Source organism: Sphingobium sp. YR768, from assembly GCF_900111125.1.
Lineage (GTDB): Bacteria > Pseudomonadota > Alphaproteobacteria > Sphingomonadales > Sphingomonadaceae > Sphingobium.
Map to the genome: position 1 here is coordinate 15,142 of NZ_FOGE01000004.1, position 14,598 is coordinate 29,739.

Sequence of the window (14,598 nt, forward strand, 5' to 3'; positions counted from 1 at the left end):
ATCGCCCGCGCGAGCGAGCTGCGCTTTCAGGACTTCTTTGCCGTCACGCCCTTATCCGGGGCCGGAGACGGGGCCACTGACTGAAGCATTGTCAGCCAGGGTTTGAAAAGCGTTTCCGCGGGGAGGTTGGCATCGAGGGTCAACGCCTCGGCCCAGCTCTTGCGCCAGTCGCCCACCGCTGCCTCCATCTCCTGCGCGGTCGCGATGCGGACAGCCTCGACCTCGGCAAGCATGTCCTGCCAGTGCCCGTTGACGCTGTTGACCGAGGTTCCCTTGTCGGCAGACAGGCTGCTCGCCAACGCGACACGCGTTTCCTCGCCAATCTCGGCCACTCCCTTGGTGCCAAGTTCGATCAGCTTCTGACCGCTCTCCCGCCACGTCTCGGCGAGCTTGAGGCCAAGGCGGATATTCGCCTGCGCAAGGGCGACGACGTTTTCGAGGGGCTGTGCCATGATGGTCTCCTGATATGCTGTGTCCTTTCAGACGGGTGGCCGGAGCCTGGCCTTCGCCGACTTCACCGGCCATCGTGGAATGTACGTAGCTTGCGATCGCTTACGAAGCAGCAGCAGGTGGACGTGCAAAGGAAAACGGGCGATTTCATGCTCATCGCCCTTCGCTCCGGAGTGTCATCCCGATCAGCCGCCACCGCCGACGAGCGCCAAGCGGTTGCGCCGGGTCGCTAAAGGAGACAATCTGTCTCTAATTGTGGCGACGGCAGATGGATGAACTTCAGTGGCAGTAAGGCTTTCACCGCAGGCTTCTCCCGCGTCCCCGGCGCGCGTTGTCATCACGTCGCTGTTGTCGGTCTGCATCGCAACGCTGGCCGCCATCGCTCTTGAACCGTTCCTCGCCGATCGGCCGACCTGGCTGTTGCTGACAATAGCGGTTCTTGCCTCCGCATGGGCGAGCGGCGTCATGGCGGCAGCAGCCACTGCCTTTGCTTCGGCACTGAGCGGAGTCTTGCTCGTGGATACGCCGTTTCGCGATGCGGACCGCCTCGTCCATGCGGCGGGATTTGTGACGATCTCACTTGGGATCGTGCTGCTTATGAGGCGGCTTTCGCACTGGCGCGAAGCAGCGCATGTCCATGAAATCGACGCGGGCGAGAGTTCACGCAAAGCGCAAGAAACGGCCGAAGAACAGGCTTTGCTGATCGACGGTGCGACCACACTCGCCATCTACATGTTGGATGCGCGGGGACACATCACGATCTGGAACAAGGGCGCGGAACGGATCAAAGGCTGGAAGGAGCAGGAAATCCTCGGCCGCAGCGCCGCCGCCTTCTATCCGCATGAGGATGTGGCAAAAGGCAAACCCGAGGCGGACCTTGCCCAGGCCCGCGCGGATGGGCGGTTTCAGGAAGAGACCTGGCGCTTACGCAAAGACGGGTCAGAGTTTCTTGCCGATGTGACGATAACGGCGCTCCACGACGCTGACGGGCGCTTGCGGGGCTTTGGGAAGGTCGTCCGGGACATCACTGACGAGAAGGCAGCAGAACGCGCGATCGAGAAGCGCGAAGCACAGCTCAACGCCATTCTGGCGACGGTCCCCGATGCGATGGTGACGATCGATGCCGAAGGAACGATGCTCTCGTTCAGCAACGCGGCGCAGCGGATGTTCGGTTACGACGAAAGCGAGGTTCTTGGCAAGAATGTCTCAATGCTGATGCCTTCGCCCGACCGCGAAGCGCACGATGGCTATATCACCCAATATCTCAAGACCGGCCAAGCGCATATTATCGGTAGCACGCGGCGCGTAATGGGGTGCAGGAAAGACGGCACCCTCGTCCCCCATGAGCTGGCAATCGGTGAAGCCACCGGTGGAGGCGAGCGGGTCTTTACCGGCTTCATGCGCGACCTCACCGACCAGGAGGCCACAGCGGCTCGCCTCAAGGATCTCCAGTCCGAACTTATCCACGTTTCCCGGGTCAGCGCGATGGGGGCTATGGCCTCGACGCTCGCCCATGAATTGAATCAGCCCATCACCGCGGTCGTCAACTATGTGCAAATCGCCAACATCCTCTTGGAGTCGCCCGATCCGCAAACCGTCGCCGAAGTGAGGGACGCGCTGGCCGACGCGGCGGGTGAAGCACTGCGTGCAGGACAGATCGTTCGCCGGTTGCGCGATTTCGTGGCCCGCGGCGAGGTGCAGAAGCAGGTCCATGATCTGCCGACATTGATTGAGGAAGCATGTTCGCTGGGCTTGGTTGGTCTGAGCGAACATGGCATCACCGTCCGACTTCAGCTCGATCAGGCGGCCACGCCAGTGCTCGCCGATCGCATCCAGATCGAGCAGGTCCTGGTCAATCTCATCCGTAACGCCGCCGAGGCGATGGTGGAAAGTCCGACGCGGATCATCACCATTGCGAGTGCACTGGGAAGCGCGGGGATGGTGCGTGTCACTATCGCGGATACCGGCCCTGGCCTCGACGAGGGGGTCGCGTCCCAACTCTTCCAGGCTTTTCTCAGCACCAAGACAGACGGCATGGGCCTGGGGCTTTCGATTTGCCGCACGATCGTCGAAGCGCATGGCGGCAAGATATGGGTGGAATCGTCCGCCGGTCACGGGACGCGCTTTCATTTCACCTTGATGCACATCATTTCGGAGGAGCGCGATGAGCGATAGGCCCACTGTCCATATTGTTGATGACGAAGCGGCAATCCGCCGTTCGGCCGGCTTCCTTCTGAAGAAGTCGGGATATAGAGTGGAAGCGTGGCCGTCGGGGGTCGAGTTTCTCAAGGATGTGCGAAGCGCCGCCGAAGGGTGTATCCTGCTGGACATCCGCATGCCCGTCATGGATGGCCTTGATGTCCAACAGGCCCTGATCGATCAAGGCGTGACGATGCCGATCGTTCTGCTGACAGGTCATGCCGATGTCGGCATCGCGGTGCGCGCGATGAAGGCTGGCGCGGTCGATTTCGTCGAGAAGCCTTTCGACATTGCGGTGCTGCTTGACGCCATCGAGGCTGCCTTCGCGCGGCTCGACGACAAGGAACGCTATGCGGCGTCCGCGCAGGAAGCGGCGCTCGTCATAGCCAGCCTTACCCCGCGTGAGCGCGACGTCCTCGAAGGCCTTGCCAGGGGGCTGCCCAACAAGACTATCGCCTATGATCTCGGCATATCCGCCCGAACGGTCGAGGTACATCGCGCGAATCTGATGGCGAAACTTGGCGTCCGCTCCTTCCCCGATGCCCTGCGGATCGCCTTCGCAGCCGGCCTGGGCATCTATCCGAACTGAGATTTTTGATTGGGGGGATTACGTAGGGACGGGAATTTGGATGAGACACATAGTGGCAACAGATGGTAAAGCCCGAGTGGAAATCCGCGATGCTACAGCGTGGCAGTCATGCCGATTTAGAACGGTTGCGTGTCCTGCTCGTGGAAGACGACAGCGCCGATCGTCGCTCCATCCAGTTGATGCTCCGGGCCTATGGTTATGACGTGCGCGCCTTTTCGAGCGCCGCTCTCGCGCTCGCTGATCCTTCCGCCACCCTGGCAGCTTGCCTTGTTACCGACGATCGCATGGCGGGAATGAGCGGGCCGGAATTGCTGCACGCCCTTCGGGCCGCCGGATGGCGACAGCCGGCCATCCTGATAACGGCCGATCGAACCTATCTCAAAGATCGGGAAAATGCGGAGTTCACCGATATTCTGGAGAAGCCCCTGGTCGACCGCAGGCTGCTCGCCTGCGTCGATCGTGCCACTGGCCGAACATAGGAAGCGCGCTTTACCGTGAATTCATCGCTATCTCAGCGGGCGGATTGTCGAAGTACACACTGTTCCAAGGGGCCTACGTACATTCCACGAATGCACTAGTTTCCTTGATGATCGACCATCTCGCCGATGCAATTGCGGAGGGTATGATGGCGAAGGACATATTGGCGATCGTCGATACAGGTGATGCGGACGAGCAGTTCCTGAAGGATGCGCGCGAGTTTGCACGCTTTCGCGAAGCGCATCTCACCATCGCAATCCTCTCGGCGGTTCCTACCCCCGACTATGCTGTCGCTTACGGGCCACCTTATTTTCTGCTCGCGGACTATGTGGAGGCGGCTGAGGAGAAGCTGGCCAAGGTTGCCAGGATCGGTGAGCGGGACGGCTTCGAGGTGCGGATACTGAGCGATGCACCGGAGTCTCTACTAGACAAGGCTCCGGTCCAGGCTCGTTATGCTGACCTGATCCTGTTCGGACAGGCCGATGCCTACGCCAACAAACATCTTCGCCGGCGCCTCTTCGAAAATGTCGCACTGTCGTCCGGACGGCCGGTGATGATCCTGCCACCACAGTGGAATCCCCGCCCCCTCCATCATTTGGCGATTGGGTGGAATGCGACGCGGGAAGCAACCCGCGCGCTCGGTGACGCATTGCAGTTGGCAATGCCTGGCGCGAAAATAGACGTGGTCGTCGTCGACGCCAAAAGCAGCGCAAAAGGGCATGGGTCTGAACCCGGTACCGACATTGCCCGCAATCTCAGTCGGCATGGCTTTGATGTGACGGTCCATGGTTTGTTCTCGAAGGGTGAGAGCGAGTCTGCTGTCCTGGTCGATTTTGCGAGGCGGAACCGGGCAGATCTGCTGGTGGTCGGCGCGTCGGCGCACTCGCGCCTTCGCGAGCTGTTCCTGGGCGGCGTCACCCATGATCTGATCAATGGCGCGCCCTTGCCCGTCCTGTTCGGACACTGACGCTGCCTTTGCCGGAACGGAAAGGACTCCGTGCCCCTGCGAGGCCGCTTGCCGGATTGCCCGCCAAATGAGGATCACAAGACCGGAGCCAGGCTGTTCCGTGTTCGAGTAATTTCTATCTCAGTTTCCGCCAGCAACTCCGATAAGCCTGGATGATGTATAACAGTGTCGTTTCACACATTACCGGAGTGCGTTGTGCGAGCAGAGCATGGCAGGATCGAAGGCCCTTATACCCTCAATGAAGATATCGCCCTCTATGGCATGATCGCCGGCGACGCGACCCTGCGCCGAGGCGCCCGGTTCGTCCTCCACGGCACAATCACGGGCAACCTGGTCATTGAGAGGGGCAGTCGCGCCATCATCCACGGCACCGTGGCGGGACGCATTTACAACGAAGGCGGTCGTGTCGAGATTTTCGGGATCGTCGATGCCGTCGCAAATGGTTCGCGCGATGCCATCACGATTATCGATCCCGCCGCCCATGTTCGGGGACGGCCATGAGCAAACGCTATCGAGAACCCGGAAGGGACCGATGATGATTGTCGATATGATAAGGTAGGCGCTCTGTGCGCATTCCCGGCCTGCACGCACGGTGCGGTCTAAAGCGATCTTCTTTGCCGCGCGGGCCGAACTATACCCTAGTATGATCCCGTATATGCCCGGCAGGCGCCAATCCTGATCTTTCGGCCAGTTCAACGAACTGACGGGGTGATAATCGGTGAAGCTGGATAAGATCGTGGCATGGCATGCTCTGCCGGCTAATATGGTTCTCGACAGGTTGGACGCAGACATTGCCGGTCTTAGTGAGCAAGACGCTGGCAAGAGGCTTGCAGAGCATGGCCCGAACGCGCTTCCCAGCGCGGCGGGGATACATCCACTGCTACGCTTCCTCGCCCAGTTTAACAGCGCGCTGATCTATTTTCTTCTCGCCGCAGCATTTGCAGCCGGGCTGCTCGGGCATCTCGTCGACGCGATCGTCATCGCGGTGGTCGTTCTCGTCAACGCGGTCGTCGGCTTCGTCCAGGAAGGAAAAGCCGAGCGCGCGCTGGGCGCGATCCGCGACATGATCGCTCCACACGCGGTCGTCCTGCGCGAAGGCGCGCGTCGCACGGTCGCAGTTCCCGATCTGGTGCCTGGTGATATCGTGATGCTGGAGGCCGGCGACCGTGTGCCTGCGGATCTTCGGCTGTTGCGTGCCAGGGGTCTTCTTATAGATGAAGCTCCGCTCACGGGCGAGTCCGTCGCTGTCGAAAAGCATGAAGATCCGGTCGAGGCGTCGTTCGGGATTGCCGACCAGCGCAGCATGGCCTTTTCAGGCACGCTCGTGGCCTCGGGACAAGCAAGCGGTGTTGTTGCTGCAACCGGGATGGACACGCAGATCGGCCGGATCAGCCGTCTGCTCCAGTCTGTCGACACGGTCACAACGCCGCTGTTGCGCCAGATCAACCGCTTTGCGCGCCGCTTCACCTGGTTTGTCATGGCGGGTGCGGTCGCCCTGTTCACCTTCGCTGTGGTGGCACGCGAGTTTCACTGGATTGATGCGTTGATTGCGATCGTCGCGCTTGCCGTTGGTATCATCCCCGAGGGGCTGCCGGCGGTTATCACGATTACCCTCGCGATCGGCGTGCAACGGATGGCCAAGCGCAATGCCGTGATCCGGCGGCTTCCCGCCGTAGAAACGCTTGGGGCCACGTCCGTGATCTGCTCTGACAAGACAGGTACGCTCACACGCAACGAGATGATGGTGCGGCGTGTTCTCATCGAGAAAGACGAGATTCTGGTGGGAGGCTCAGGCTATGCGCCGGAGGGCGGCCTGACCAGCGAGGGGGCCGATGACGATGCCGACGCCATTGCTTCGGCAAGCGCCATCATCCGCTGCGGACTTCTGTGCAATGATGCGATGCTGCGAAATGATGGCGGACATTGGAAGGTCGATGGCGACCCGATGGAAGGCGCGCTGGTCGCGCTGGCGATGAAGGCTGGAGCCAACGCTGATCACTTGCGCGGCGAATGGCGGCGGCTCGACGAAATCCCATTTGATGCAGCCTATCGCTTCATGGCGACCCTCCATGAGGGGCCAGGCAGCGAACCGGTGATCTTCATCAAGGGTGCGCCCGAAGAAGTGATGGCGATCGCGGGCATCGACCAGCAGCTCTGGGACCAGCGGATCACGAAGGCGGCTGAACATGGCGAACGCCTGCTCGGCTTCGCCATGAAGCGGCTCGCCTCGCGCAAGGAGCGCATTGTCTTTGACGACCTGAAGAGCGACGTCGAGTTTCTCGGCCTGATGGGCTTCATCGACCCGCCGCGTGACGAAGCGCGAGCGGCAATTGCCGAGTGCCGCTCGGCCGGCATCGCCGTCAAGATGATTACCGGCGATCACCTCGCCACGGCGCTCGCCATCTCACGGCAGCTTGATATCAGCGCGGATCCGCACGGCCTTACTGGCAAGGACGTCGAAGCACTGAGCGACGACGCGCTTGCCGCGCATGTGCTGAACGTCGACGTTTTTGCCCGCACCAGCCCCGAGCATAAGTTACGGATCGTTAGAGCCCTCCAGTCGCATGGCCTCATCGTCGCCATGACAGGTGATGGCGTCAATGATGCGCCGTCCCTCAAGCAGGCCGATGTCGGCACCGCGATGGGCCATAAGGGGACCGAGGCGGCGAAGGAAGCGGCCGAGATGGTCCTGCTCGACGATAATTTCGCTTCGATCGTCGCCGCGGTGCGCGAAGGACGCACGGTTTACGACAATATCCGCAAGGTGATTGCCTGGACACTGCCAACCAATGGCGGCGAAACGGTGGCTGTCGTTCTGGCCATCCTGATTGGCTTCACCCTGCCGATGACGGCAACCCAGATCCTGTGGATCAACCTGGTGCTTGCCGTGACGCTGGGTCTGGTCCTTGCGTTCGAACCGAGCGAGCCGGGCACGATGACGCGGCGTCCGCGGGCAGCGAGCGCGCCGCTGCTCTCGCCCTTCCTCCTCTGGCGCGTCTTCCTCGTCTCGATGCTGCTCGCGGGTCTGGGGCTTGGCGTCTTCTTCTACACGCTCGATCAGGGCCGCAGCGTCGAAACGGCGCGGACGATGGTCGTCAACATGCTGGTCGTGGCGGAAATCTTCTACCTGTTCAACGTGCGCTATCTCCACATGCGCTCGCTCACCTGGCGCGGCGCGATCGGAACGCCGGTCGTGCTTGGCGCAATCGCAACGGTCGCAATCGCGCAGCTTCTCTACACCTATGCGCCGTTCATGCAGGCGATCTTCGAAAGTCGGCCGCTCACCTTCACCGACGGCGCGCTCATCATCGCCCTGGGCGCAGGTCTGTTCTTCTGCCTTGAAGCGGAAAAGCTGCTGATGCGCCGCCTTGGCTGGTTCGACGAACTGTCCTGACTGGACTGACTTAGTCCAAACTAACGATGAAAGGATGTCGCATGAATGAGATAGTCGCGCCGCGGAAGATACTATTGACCACGGACCTCAGTTGCCGCTGCGATCGGGCACTGGACCGTGCGATCCAGCTAGCCAGGGCCTGGGACGCCGAACTGATCGCGGCCCATGTCGTGGACCCCGACGCAACGCGCCAGTTCCGCTTCGATCGCACGCCGGCGTCCTGGCGGCGCCTGCCGAGCCCCATCGACCGGATGCGATGGCGCCTCCGGCGCGATCTGGGCGACGCTGCCGGTGGCATCCGCGTCATAGTTGAGGAAGGCGAGCCATCGGAAATCTTGCTGGCGATCGCTGCCCGCGAAGGCTGCGACCTTATCGTCACAGGCGTCGCACGCGATGAAACGCTGGGTCGCTTCTTTCTTGGCAATACCGTCAATCGGCTTGTGCGAGGATCGGCGGCGCCCGTCCTCGTCGTACATGACCGGGCAACAAGACCCTACAAGAACATCATGGTGGCGACCGACTTTTCAGAAGCATCGCTTCAGGCGCTGCTGGCAACGTCACATCTGTTTCCGACTGCCGCACTAACACTGTTCCACGCCTATGATGTGCCGTTTTCCGGCTTTCTTGACGACCAGAGCTTCAAACGTGACCTGCGCGCGATGGAGAAGGAACTTCAGACCCGGTTTCTTGGTGATGACCGAGTGGAGGCGCGGTTACGCCAGCGGCTCGACGTGGTCATCGAACATGGCTCTCCAGAGCGGCAGCTCAGCGACTATGTCGAGGATCAGCAGATGGATCTGACGGTGATAGGTAGCCATGGGCGGGGCGCTTTGTTCGACGCGCTCATCGGCAGCACTGCCAAGGCCCTGATCGAAAAGCTCGAAGGCGATCTCCTGATCATCCGTTATCAGCCGTAGGCTCCAATCCGGCATCGGACTCTCTCAGCTATGCGTCATCGAGCCAACGGCCTCAGTTCGAACAGCGACACTCCAGATAAGATGGCTCCGCTAAGATACGATTAGTATCTTGTAAGCGAGCGCGCCTGACGATATGACGGGGTCTCGTTCACAGAGATGGTGTCTTTCTCGCGATTGTTCGCGGGAGGCTGGCTGGCGCAGTGCGTGCGTTTGGGCACGTCGCTGCGCGCGCGGTCCAGATTGAGGGCAAACAGGCGAGCGTCGCGGGCGAGGACAAGTCGGGCACGGGCAAATGGGGGTTATCGACTGTTGGCTGAGCAATCAAAGAAGAGGCGTCGGGAAGAATGGCGCGCAGGCTGGATCGGGACCGGCCTCGCCCTGCTGCTTTCCGGCTGTTCCTTTGCTCCCCAATATGGTCGTCCTTCGCTGCCGGTCGCCGATCATTATCCCGGCGTGCATGGACAGGAGCCGTCGATCGCCCGGCTTGGCTGGCGCGATTTCTTCCACGATGCCGAGGTGCAGGCGCTGATCGCCCAGGCGCTTGCAAACAACCGTGACATCCGCGTGGCGACCGCACGGGTCGCCGAAGCGCGTGCGGCCTGGCGGATCGAGGGCGCGCCGCTCTATCCGCAGCTTGACGCGGTGGGCACGGGAACGCGGGGCCGTTCGATCTTCAATCTTCCAGGGACCGGAACCCAGCGCTTCGATACGCGGCAGGTCAGCGCCCAGCTCAGCGCGGGCTGGGAGATCGATTTCTGGGGCCGGCTGCGCAATCTGCGCGATGCGGCCCGGTCGCAATATCTGGCGAGCGAGGAAGCGCGCCGCGCGGTCGCGACCGATCTCATCGCGCAGGTCGTGAACGGCTATCTGCTCGAACGCGACTATGAGGAACGCGCGGCCCTTGCCGCGCAGTCGCTTCGCACACGCGAGGAGGGGCTGCGCATCATGCGGCGGCGCTATGAGGTGGGCTCCGGCTCCAGGCTGGAGATGATCCAGGCCCAGACCCTGCTGGCGCAGGCGCAGACGGTCCTGCACGCGCTGGAGCAGGATCGGGCTGTCAACCGCAACGCGCTTGCACTGCTTGTAGGAAGCCCGGTGACGATCGCGCCGGGTGCGCTCGGTCTCGCCGCGACGGGACCGATTGCAGAGCTTCCGGCGGGATTGCCGTCGGACCTGCTGGTCAACCGGCCCGATATCGTCGCGGCCGAACATCAGCTTCGGGCCGCCGATGCGAACATCGGCGCGGCGCGCGCTGCCTTTCTTCCCAACATCAGCCTGACCGGCGCCTATGGCACGGCGAGCGACGCGCTGGACGGCCTGTTTGGCGCCAATAGCGAGGCCTGGACTTTCACGCCGACCATCACGCTGCCGCTGTTCAACGCAGGGCGGCTCAAGGGCAATCTCGACGTTGCCGAGGCACGACGCGACCGCGCTGTGGCTGAGTATGAGCGCACGATCCAGACCGCCTTTCGCGATGTGTCGGATGCCCTGGTGCGCAGGCGGCAACTCGGCCTCCAGATCGACAGCACACGCGCGCTGCTGGACGCGCAGCGCGAACGCGCGCGGCTTGCCCAGCTTCGGTTCGACAATGGCCGATCGGCCTATCTCGAAGTACTCGATGCCCAGCGCGACCTGTTCGATGCGGAGCAGGCGCTGGTCCAGCTTCGCCGCGCCGAGCTGGCGAGCATCGTCGCCCTTTATTCAGCGCTGGGAGGCGGGTTCGCCGCCGACCGGACCTTCGACATCGACAGCGGGACGCAAGGCGGGGAACAGCCATGACAGAAGGAACACGCAAAAAATGGCTCATGCGCGCGGGACTCGCCGTCGCTGCCCTCGGGCTGGGCTATTTTCTGTGGTCGGCGCTCAAGTCTTCCGGACTCCCGAACGGGATCATCAGCGGCAATGGCCGGATCGAGGCGGTGGAGATCGACGTCTCCGCCAAATCGCCGGGCCGAATACGCGACATCGTTGCCGACGAAGGGCAGATGGTGGCCGCCGGGCAGGTTGTCGCGCACATGGACGTGGACGTGCTGAAAGCGCAGCAAGCCGAGGCGCAGGCTCAGCTCGCCCAGGCGATCAACATGATCGAAACCGCGCAAAGCCAGGTCGCGCAGCGCCAGAGCGAGCGGGCGGCAGCCCTCGCCACCGTGCGGCAACGCGAGGCCGAACTTGTCGCGGCGCGCAAGCGGCTCGGACGGTCCGAGACGCTGGCGCGCGAGGGCGCAACCGCCGTGCAGGAGCGCGATGATGACGCGGCGAATGTCGAGGGCGCGGCGGCGGCGGTCGAAGCGGCCCGCGCGCAGCTCGCGGCCGTCGATGCGGCAGTGGCCACGGCGCGTAGTCAGGTGATCGGCGCCCGGTCCAATGTCGATGCCGCGCGTGCGACCATCGAGCGCGTCCAGGCGGATATTCGCGACAGCGATCTTCGCGCACCCCGCGCCGGGCGCGTGCAATATCGGGTTGCCCAGCCCGGCGAGGTGGTTTCCGGCGGAGGCCGCGTGCTGAACCTCGTCGACCTCACCGATGTCTATATGACCTTTTTCGTCCCCGAGACCGAGGCGGGCCGGGTCGGCATCGGAAGCGAGGTGCGTATCGTCCTCGACACCGCGCCCGATTATCCGATCCCGGCGAAAGTCAGCTTTGTCGCCGACGTGGCGCAGTTCACCCCCAAGACCGTCGAGACCCAGAGCGAGCGGCAGAAACTCATGTTCCGGGTGAAGGCGCGGATCGATCCGCCACTGCTCCAGCGCAACATCGCCCATGTCAAAACCGGCCTTCCGGGCGTCGCCTATCTTCGGATCGACCCCGAGGTGCACTGGCCCGACAGCCTCGCGCTTCGGCCCCTGCCGTGACGGGAGCGACAGGCGCGGCCGACCGGGAGGCGCCGGCGGCCCGCCTTACGGGCATCGGCCTCTCCTATGGCAAGACGCGGGCGCTCGACAGCATCGACCTCGATGTTCCGGCAGGCAGGATGGTGGCGCTGATGGGGCCGGACGGGGTCGGCAAGTCCAGCCTCTTCTCGCTGGTCGCGGGCGCGCGGGTCATACAGCAAGGAACGCTGGAGGTGCTGGGCGGCGACATGGCCGACCGCCGCCACCGCGAGGCCGTCTGCCCGCGCATCGCCTATATGCCGCAGGGGCTTGGCAAGAATCTCTATCCCACGCTCACGATCGATGAGAATCTGGAGTTTTTCGGGAGGCTCTTCGGTCAGGATGCGCAGGAGCGCGAAGAGCGCATCGCCGAGCTGACACGGCGAACCGGCCTCGCGCCTTTTCGCGGCCGCCCCGCCGGCAAGCTCTCGGGCGGCATGAAGCAGAAGCTGGGACTGTGCTGCGCGCTGATCCACGATCCCGATCTGCTTCTGCTCGACGAACCGACCACGGGGGTCGATCCGCTCTCGCGCGCGCAATTCTGGGAGTTGATCGAGAGCATCCGCGCCGACAGGCCGCAGATGAGCGTGCTCTTTTCGACGGCCTATATGGACGAGGCCGCGCGCGCCGACTGGCTGATCGCGATGGACGCAGGCCGCATCCTCGCCACCGGAACGGCGCAGGACATCCATGCGCGCACCGGCTGCGAGGATCTGGAGCAGGCCTTCATTGCCCTGCTGCCGCCCGAGCGCCGACGCGGGCACGCGCCGGTCGTCATCCCGCCGCGCGAAGCAAATACCCAGGATATCGCGATCGAGGCGAAGGGCCTCACCATGCGGTTCGGCGATTTCACTGCGGTCGATCATGTCGACTTCCGCATCGAGCGCGGCGAGATCTTCGGTTTCCTGGGGTCGAACGGCTGCGGCAAATCGACGACAATGAAGATGCTGACCGGGCTGCTGACCGCGAGCGAGGGTCAGGCATGGCTGTTCGGGCGCGAGGTGCGCGCCGCCGACATGGAGACCCGCAAGCGCGTCGGCTATATGAGCCAGGCCTTCTCCCTCTATGCCGAGCTGACCGTCTTCCAGAATCTGGAGCTGCACGCGCAGCTCTTCCATGTGCCGCAGGCCGATATACCCGCGCGCATCGAGGAGATGGCAAAGCGTTTCGGGCTCACCGACATCATGGCCGAGCTTCCAGATGCCTTGCCGCTGGGGCAGCGGCAGCGCCTGAGCCTCGCCGTTGCGATGATCCACAAGCCCGAGATGCTGATCCTCGACGAGCCGACATCGGGCGTCGATCCGATCGCGCGCGACCAGTTCTGGCAGATGATGGTCGACCTCTCGCGGCAGGACAAGGTGACGATCTTCATCTCCACCCATTTCATGAACGAGGCCGCGCGCTGCGACCGGATGTCGCTCATGCACGCGGGCAAGGTGCTGATCAGCGATACGCCCGCCGCGATCGCCGCCTCGCGCGGCGACGGATCGCTCGAACAGGCCTTCATCGCCTATCTGCGCGAGGCGTCGGGTCAGGATGCGGCGGCAGCGCCGGAAGAGTCGGCTCCTGGTCCGGATGCAGCCAAGGCGCACACCGAGATCCGGCAGTTTAGCTGGCGCCGGGTCTTGAGCTTTGCCCGGCGCGAGACCCTCGAACTGCGCCGTGACCCGATCCGGGCGACGCTGGCGCTGCTCGGCAGCGTGATCCTGATGCTCATCATGGGCTATGGCATCAGCACCGATGTCGAGAACCTGACCTTCGCCGTTCTCGATCGGGACGCTACCACCACCAGCGAAAACTATGTCCTTAACCTGTCGGGATCGCGCTATTTCACGCAGAAGGCCGCGATCACCGACTATGGCGATCTCGACCGCCGCATGCGATCGGGCGACATCAGCCTCGCGATCGAGATTCCGCCCGGCTTCGCGCGCGACATCGGACGCGGCGTGCCCGTCGAAATCGGTGTGTGGGCGGATGGTTCGATGCCCGATCGCGCCGAGACGGTGCAAGGTTATCTGCGCGCCATGCACGGCCATTGGCTGAGCGAGTTCGCGCGCGAGCAGACCGGCGTGCGGCCCACCGCCGGCGCGATCGATATCGAGACGCGCTACCGCTACAATCCGGACGTCGCGAGCCTGGTGGCGATCACGCCCGCGGTCATTCCGATCCTCCTGATGATGTTCCCGGCCATGCTCACGGCGCTCAGCGTGGTGCGCGAGAAGGAGCTTGGCTCGATCATCAATTTCTATGTGACCCCGGCGCGGCCCGTCGAATTCCTGCTCGGCAAGCAGATGCCCTATGTGGCGCTTGCCATGGTGAACTTCCTGCTGCTCTTCCTGCTGGCAGCGGTGGTGTTCCGGGTGCCGGTGACAGGCAATATTCTCGTCCTGACGCTTGCCGCCTTCCTCTATGTGCTGGCCGCGACCGCGCTCGGGCTGCTCTTCTCCACTTTCATGCGCAGTCAGATCGCCGCCCTGTTCGCAACGATGCTCGGCACCATCCTGCCGGCGACGCAATTTTCCGGCTTCATTACGCCTGTGTCGTCACTCGAAGGGGTCGGAAAGCTGATCGGCAGTGTCTATCCCGCAGGCCCCTTCATCACCATCTCGCGCGGCGTCTTCTCCAAGGCGCTGGGCTTTTTCGACCTGATCGGGCCGCTTCTGACGCTGGCGGCCGCCTTTCCGATCCTGCTGGTCCTGTGCGTGATGCTGACGAAGAAACAGGAGCGCTGAACC

The 14,598-nt window shown here is 63.1% G+C and carries 11 protein-coding genes; 10 read left to right on the plus strand and 1 reads right to left on the minus strand.

Features of this window, described 5'->3' with window-relative positions:
• Positions 1 to 26: 26 nt before the first annotated feature.
• Positions 27 to 452, minus strand: coding sequence for a hypothetical protein (locus tag BMX92_RS06995; RefSeq protein ID WP_093014076.1), 426 nt, complete (start codon positions 450 to 452; stop codon positions 27 to 29).
• Between the two features lie 280 nt (positions 453 to 732).
• Between BMX92_RS06995 and BMX92_RS07000 the strand changes: the two genes are divergently transcribed.
• The 10 genes from BMX92_RS07000 (at position 733) to rbbA (ending at position 14,595) form a co-directional block, all read left to right on the plus strand.
• Positions 733 to 2,625, plus strand: a complete 1,893-nt coding sequence (locus BMX92_RS07000) for a PAS domain-containing sensor histidine kinase (protein WP_256213302.1) — start codon at positions 733 to 735, stop codon at positions 2,623 to 2,625.
• The gene (locus BMX92_RS07005; RefSeq protein ID WP_093014079.1) at positions 2,615 to 3,238 is read left to right on the plus strand and encodes a response regulator transcription factor; all 624 of its coding nucleotides are present in this window, start codon (positions 2,615 to 2,617) and stop codon (positions 3,236 to 3,238) included. Before BMX92_RS07000 ends, BMX92_RS07005 begins: the two co-directional genes overlap by 11 nt.
• An 89-nt stretch (positions 3,239 to 3,327) precedes the next feature.
• Positions 3,328 to 3,717, plus strand: coding sequence for a response regulator (locus BMX92_RS07010; protein WP_093014800.1), 390 nt, complete (start codon positions 3,328 to 3,330; stop codon positions 3,715 to 3,717).
• Between the two features lie 107 nt (positions 3,718 to 3,824).
• Complete coding sequence (locus BMX92_RS07015) at positions 3,825 to 4,682, plus strand: universal stress protein (RefSeq protein ID WP_256213303.1); 858 nt, start codon at positions 3,825 to 3,827, stop codon at positions 4,680 to 4,682.
• Positions 4,683 to 4,877: 195 nt separating this feature from the next.
• On the plus strand, positions 4,878 to 5,183 hold the full coding sequence (locus BMX92_RS07020) for a hypothetical protein (RefSeq protein ID WP_093014082.1): 306 nt from the start codon (positions 4,878 to 4,880) through the stop codon (positions 5,181 to 5,183).
• Positions 5,184 to 5,418: 235 nt separating this feature from the next.
• Positions 5,419 to 8,076 carry an HAD-IC family P-type ATPase gene (locus BMX92_RS07025; RefSeq protein ID WP_256213304.1) on the plus strand — a complete coding sequence of 886 codons (2,658 nt, stop codon included), beginning with the start codon at positions 5,419 to 5,421 and terminating at the stop codon, positions 8,074 to 8,076.
• A 41-nt stretch (positions 8,077 to 8,117) separates the two neighbouring features.
• Positions 8,118 to 8,993, plus strand: coding sequence for a universal stress protein (locus tag BMX92_RS07030; protein ID WP_177184954.1), 876 nt, complete (start codon positions 8,118 to 8,120; stop codon positions 8,991 to 8,993).
• A gap of 309 nt (positions 8,994 to 9,302) precedes the next feature.
• The gene (locus BMX92_RS07035; protein WP_371262290.1) at positions 9,303 to 10,772 is read left to right on the plus strand and encodes an efflux transporter outer membrane subunit; all 1,470 of its coding nucleotides are present in this window, start codon (positions 9,303 to 9,305) and stop codon (positions 10,770 to 10,772) included.
• Positions 10,769 to 11,845 carry an HlyD family secretion protein gene (locus BMX92_RS07040; protein WP_093014094.1) on the plus strand — a complete coding sequence of 359 codons (1,077 nt, stop codon included), beginning with the start codon at positions 10,769 to 10,771 and terminating at the stop codon, positions 11,843 to 11,845. Before BMX92_RS07035 ends, BMX92_RS07040 begins: the two co-directional genes overlap by 4 nt.
• Positions 11,842 to 14,595: a ribosome-associated ATPase/putative transporter RbbA gene (gene rbbA, locus BMX92_RS07045; RefSeq protein ID WP_093014097.1), complete on the plus strand. Its 2,754-nt coding sequence runs from the start codon at positions 11,842 to 11,844 to the stop codon at positions 14,593 to 14,595. Before BMX92_RS07040 ends, rbbA begins: the two co-directional genes overlap by 4 nt.
• Positions 14,596 to 14,598: the final 3 nt, after the last annotated feature.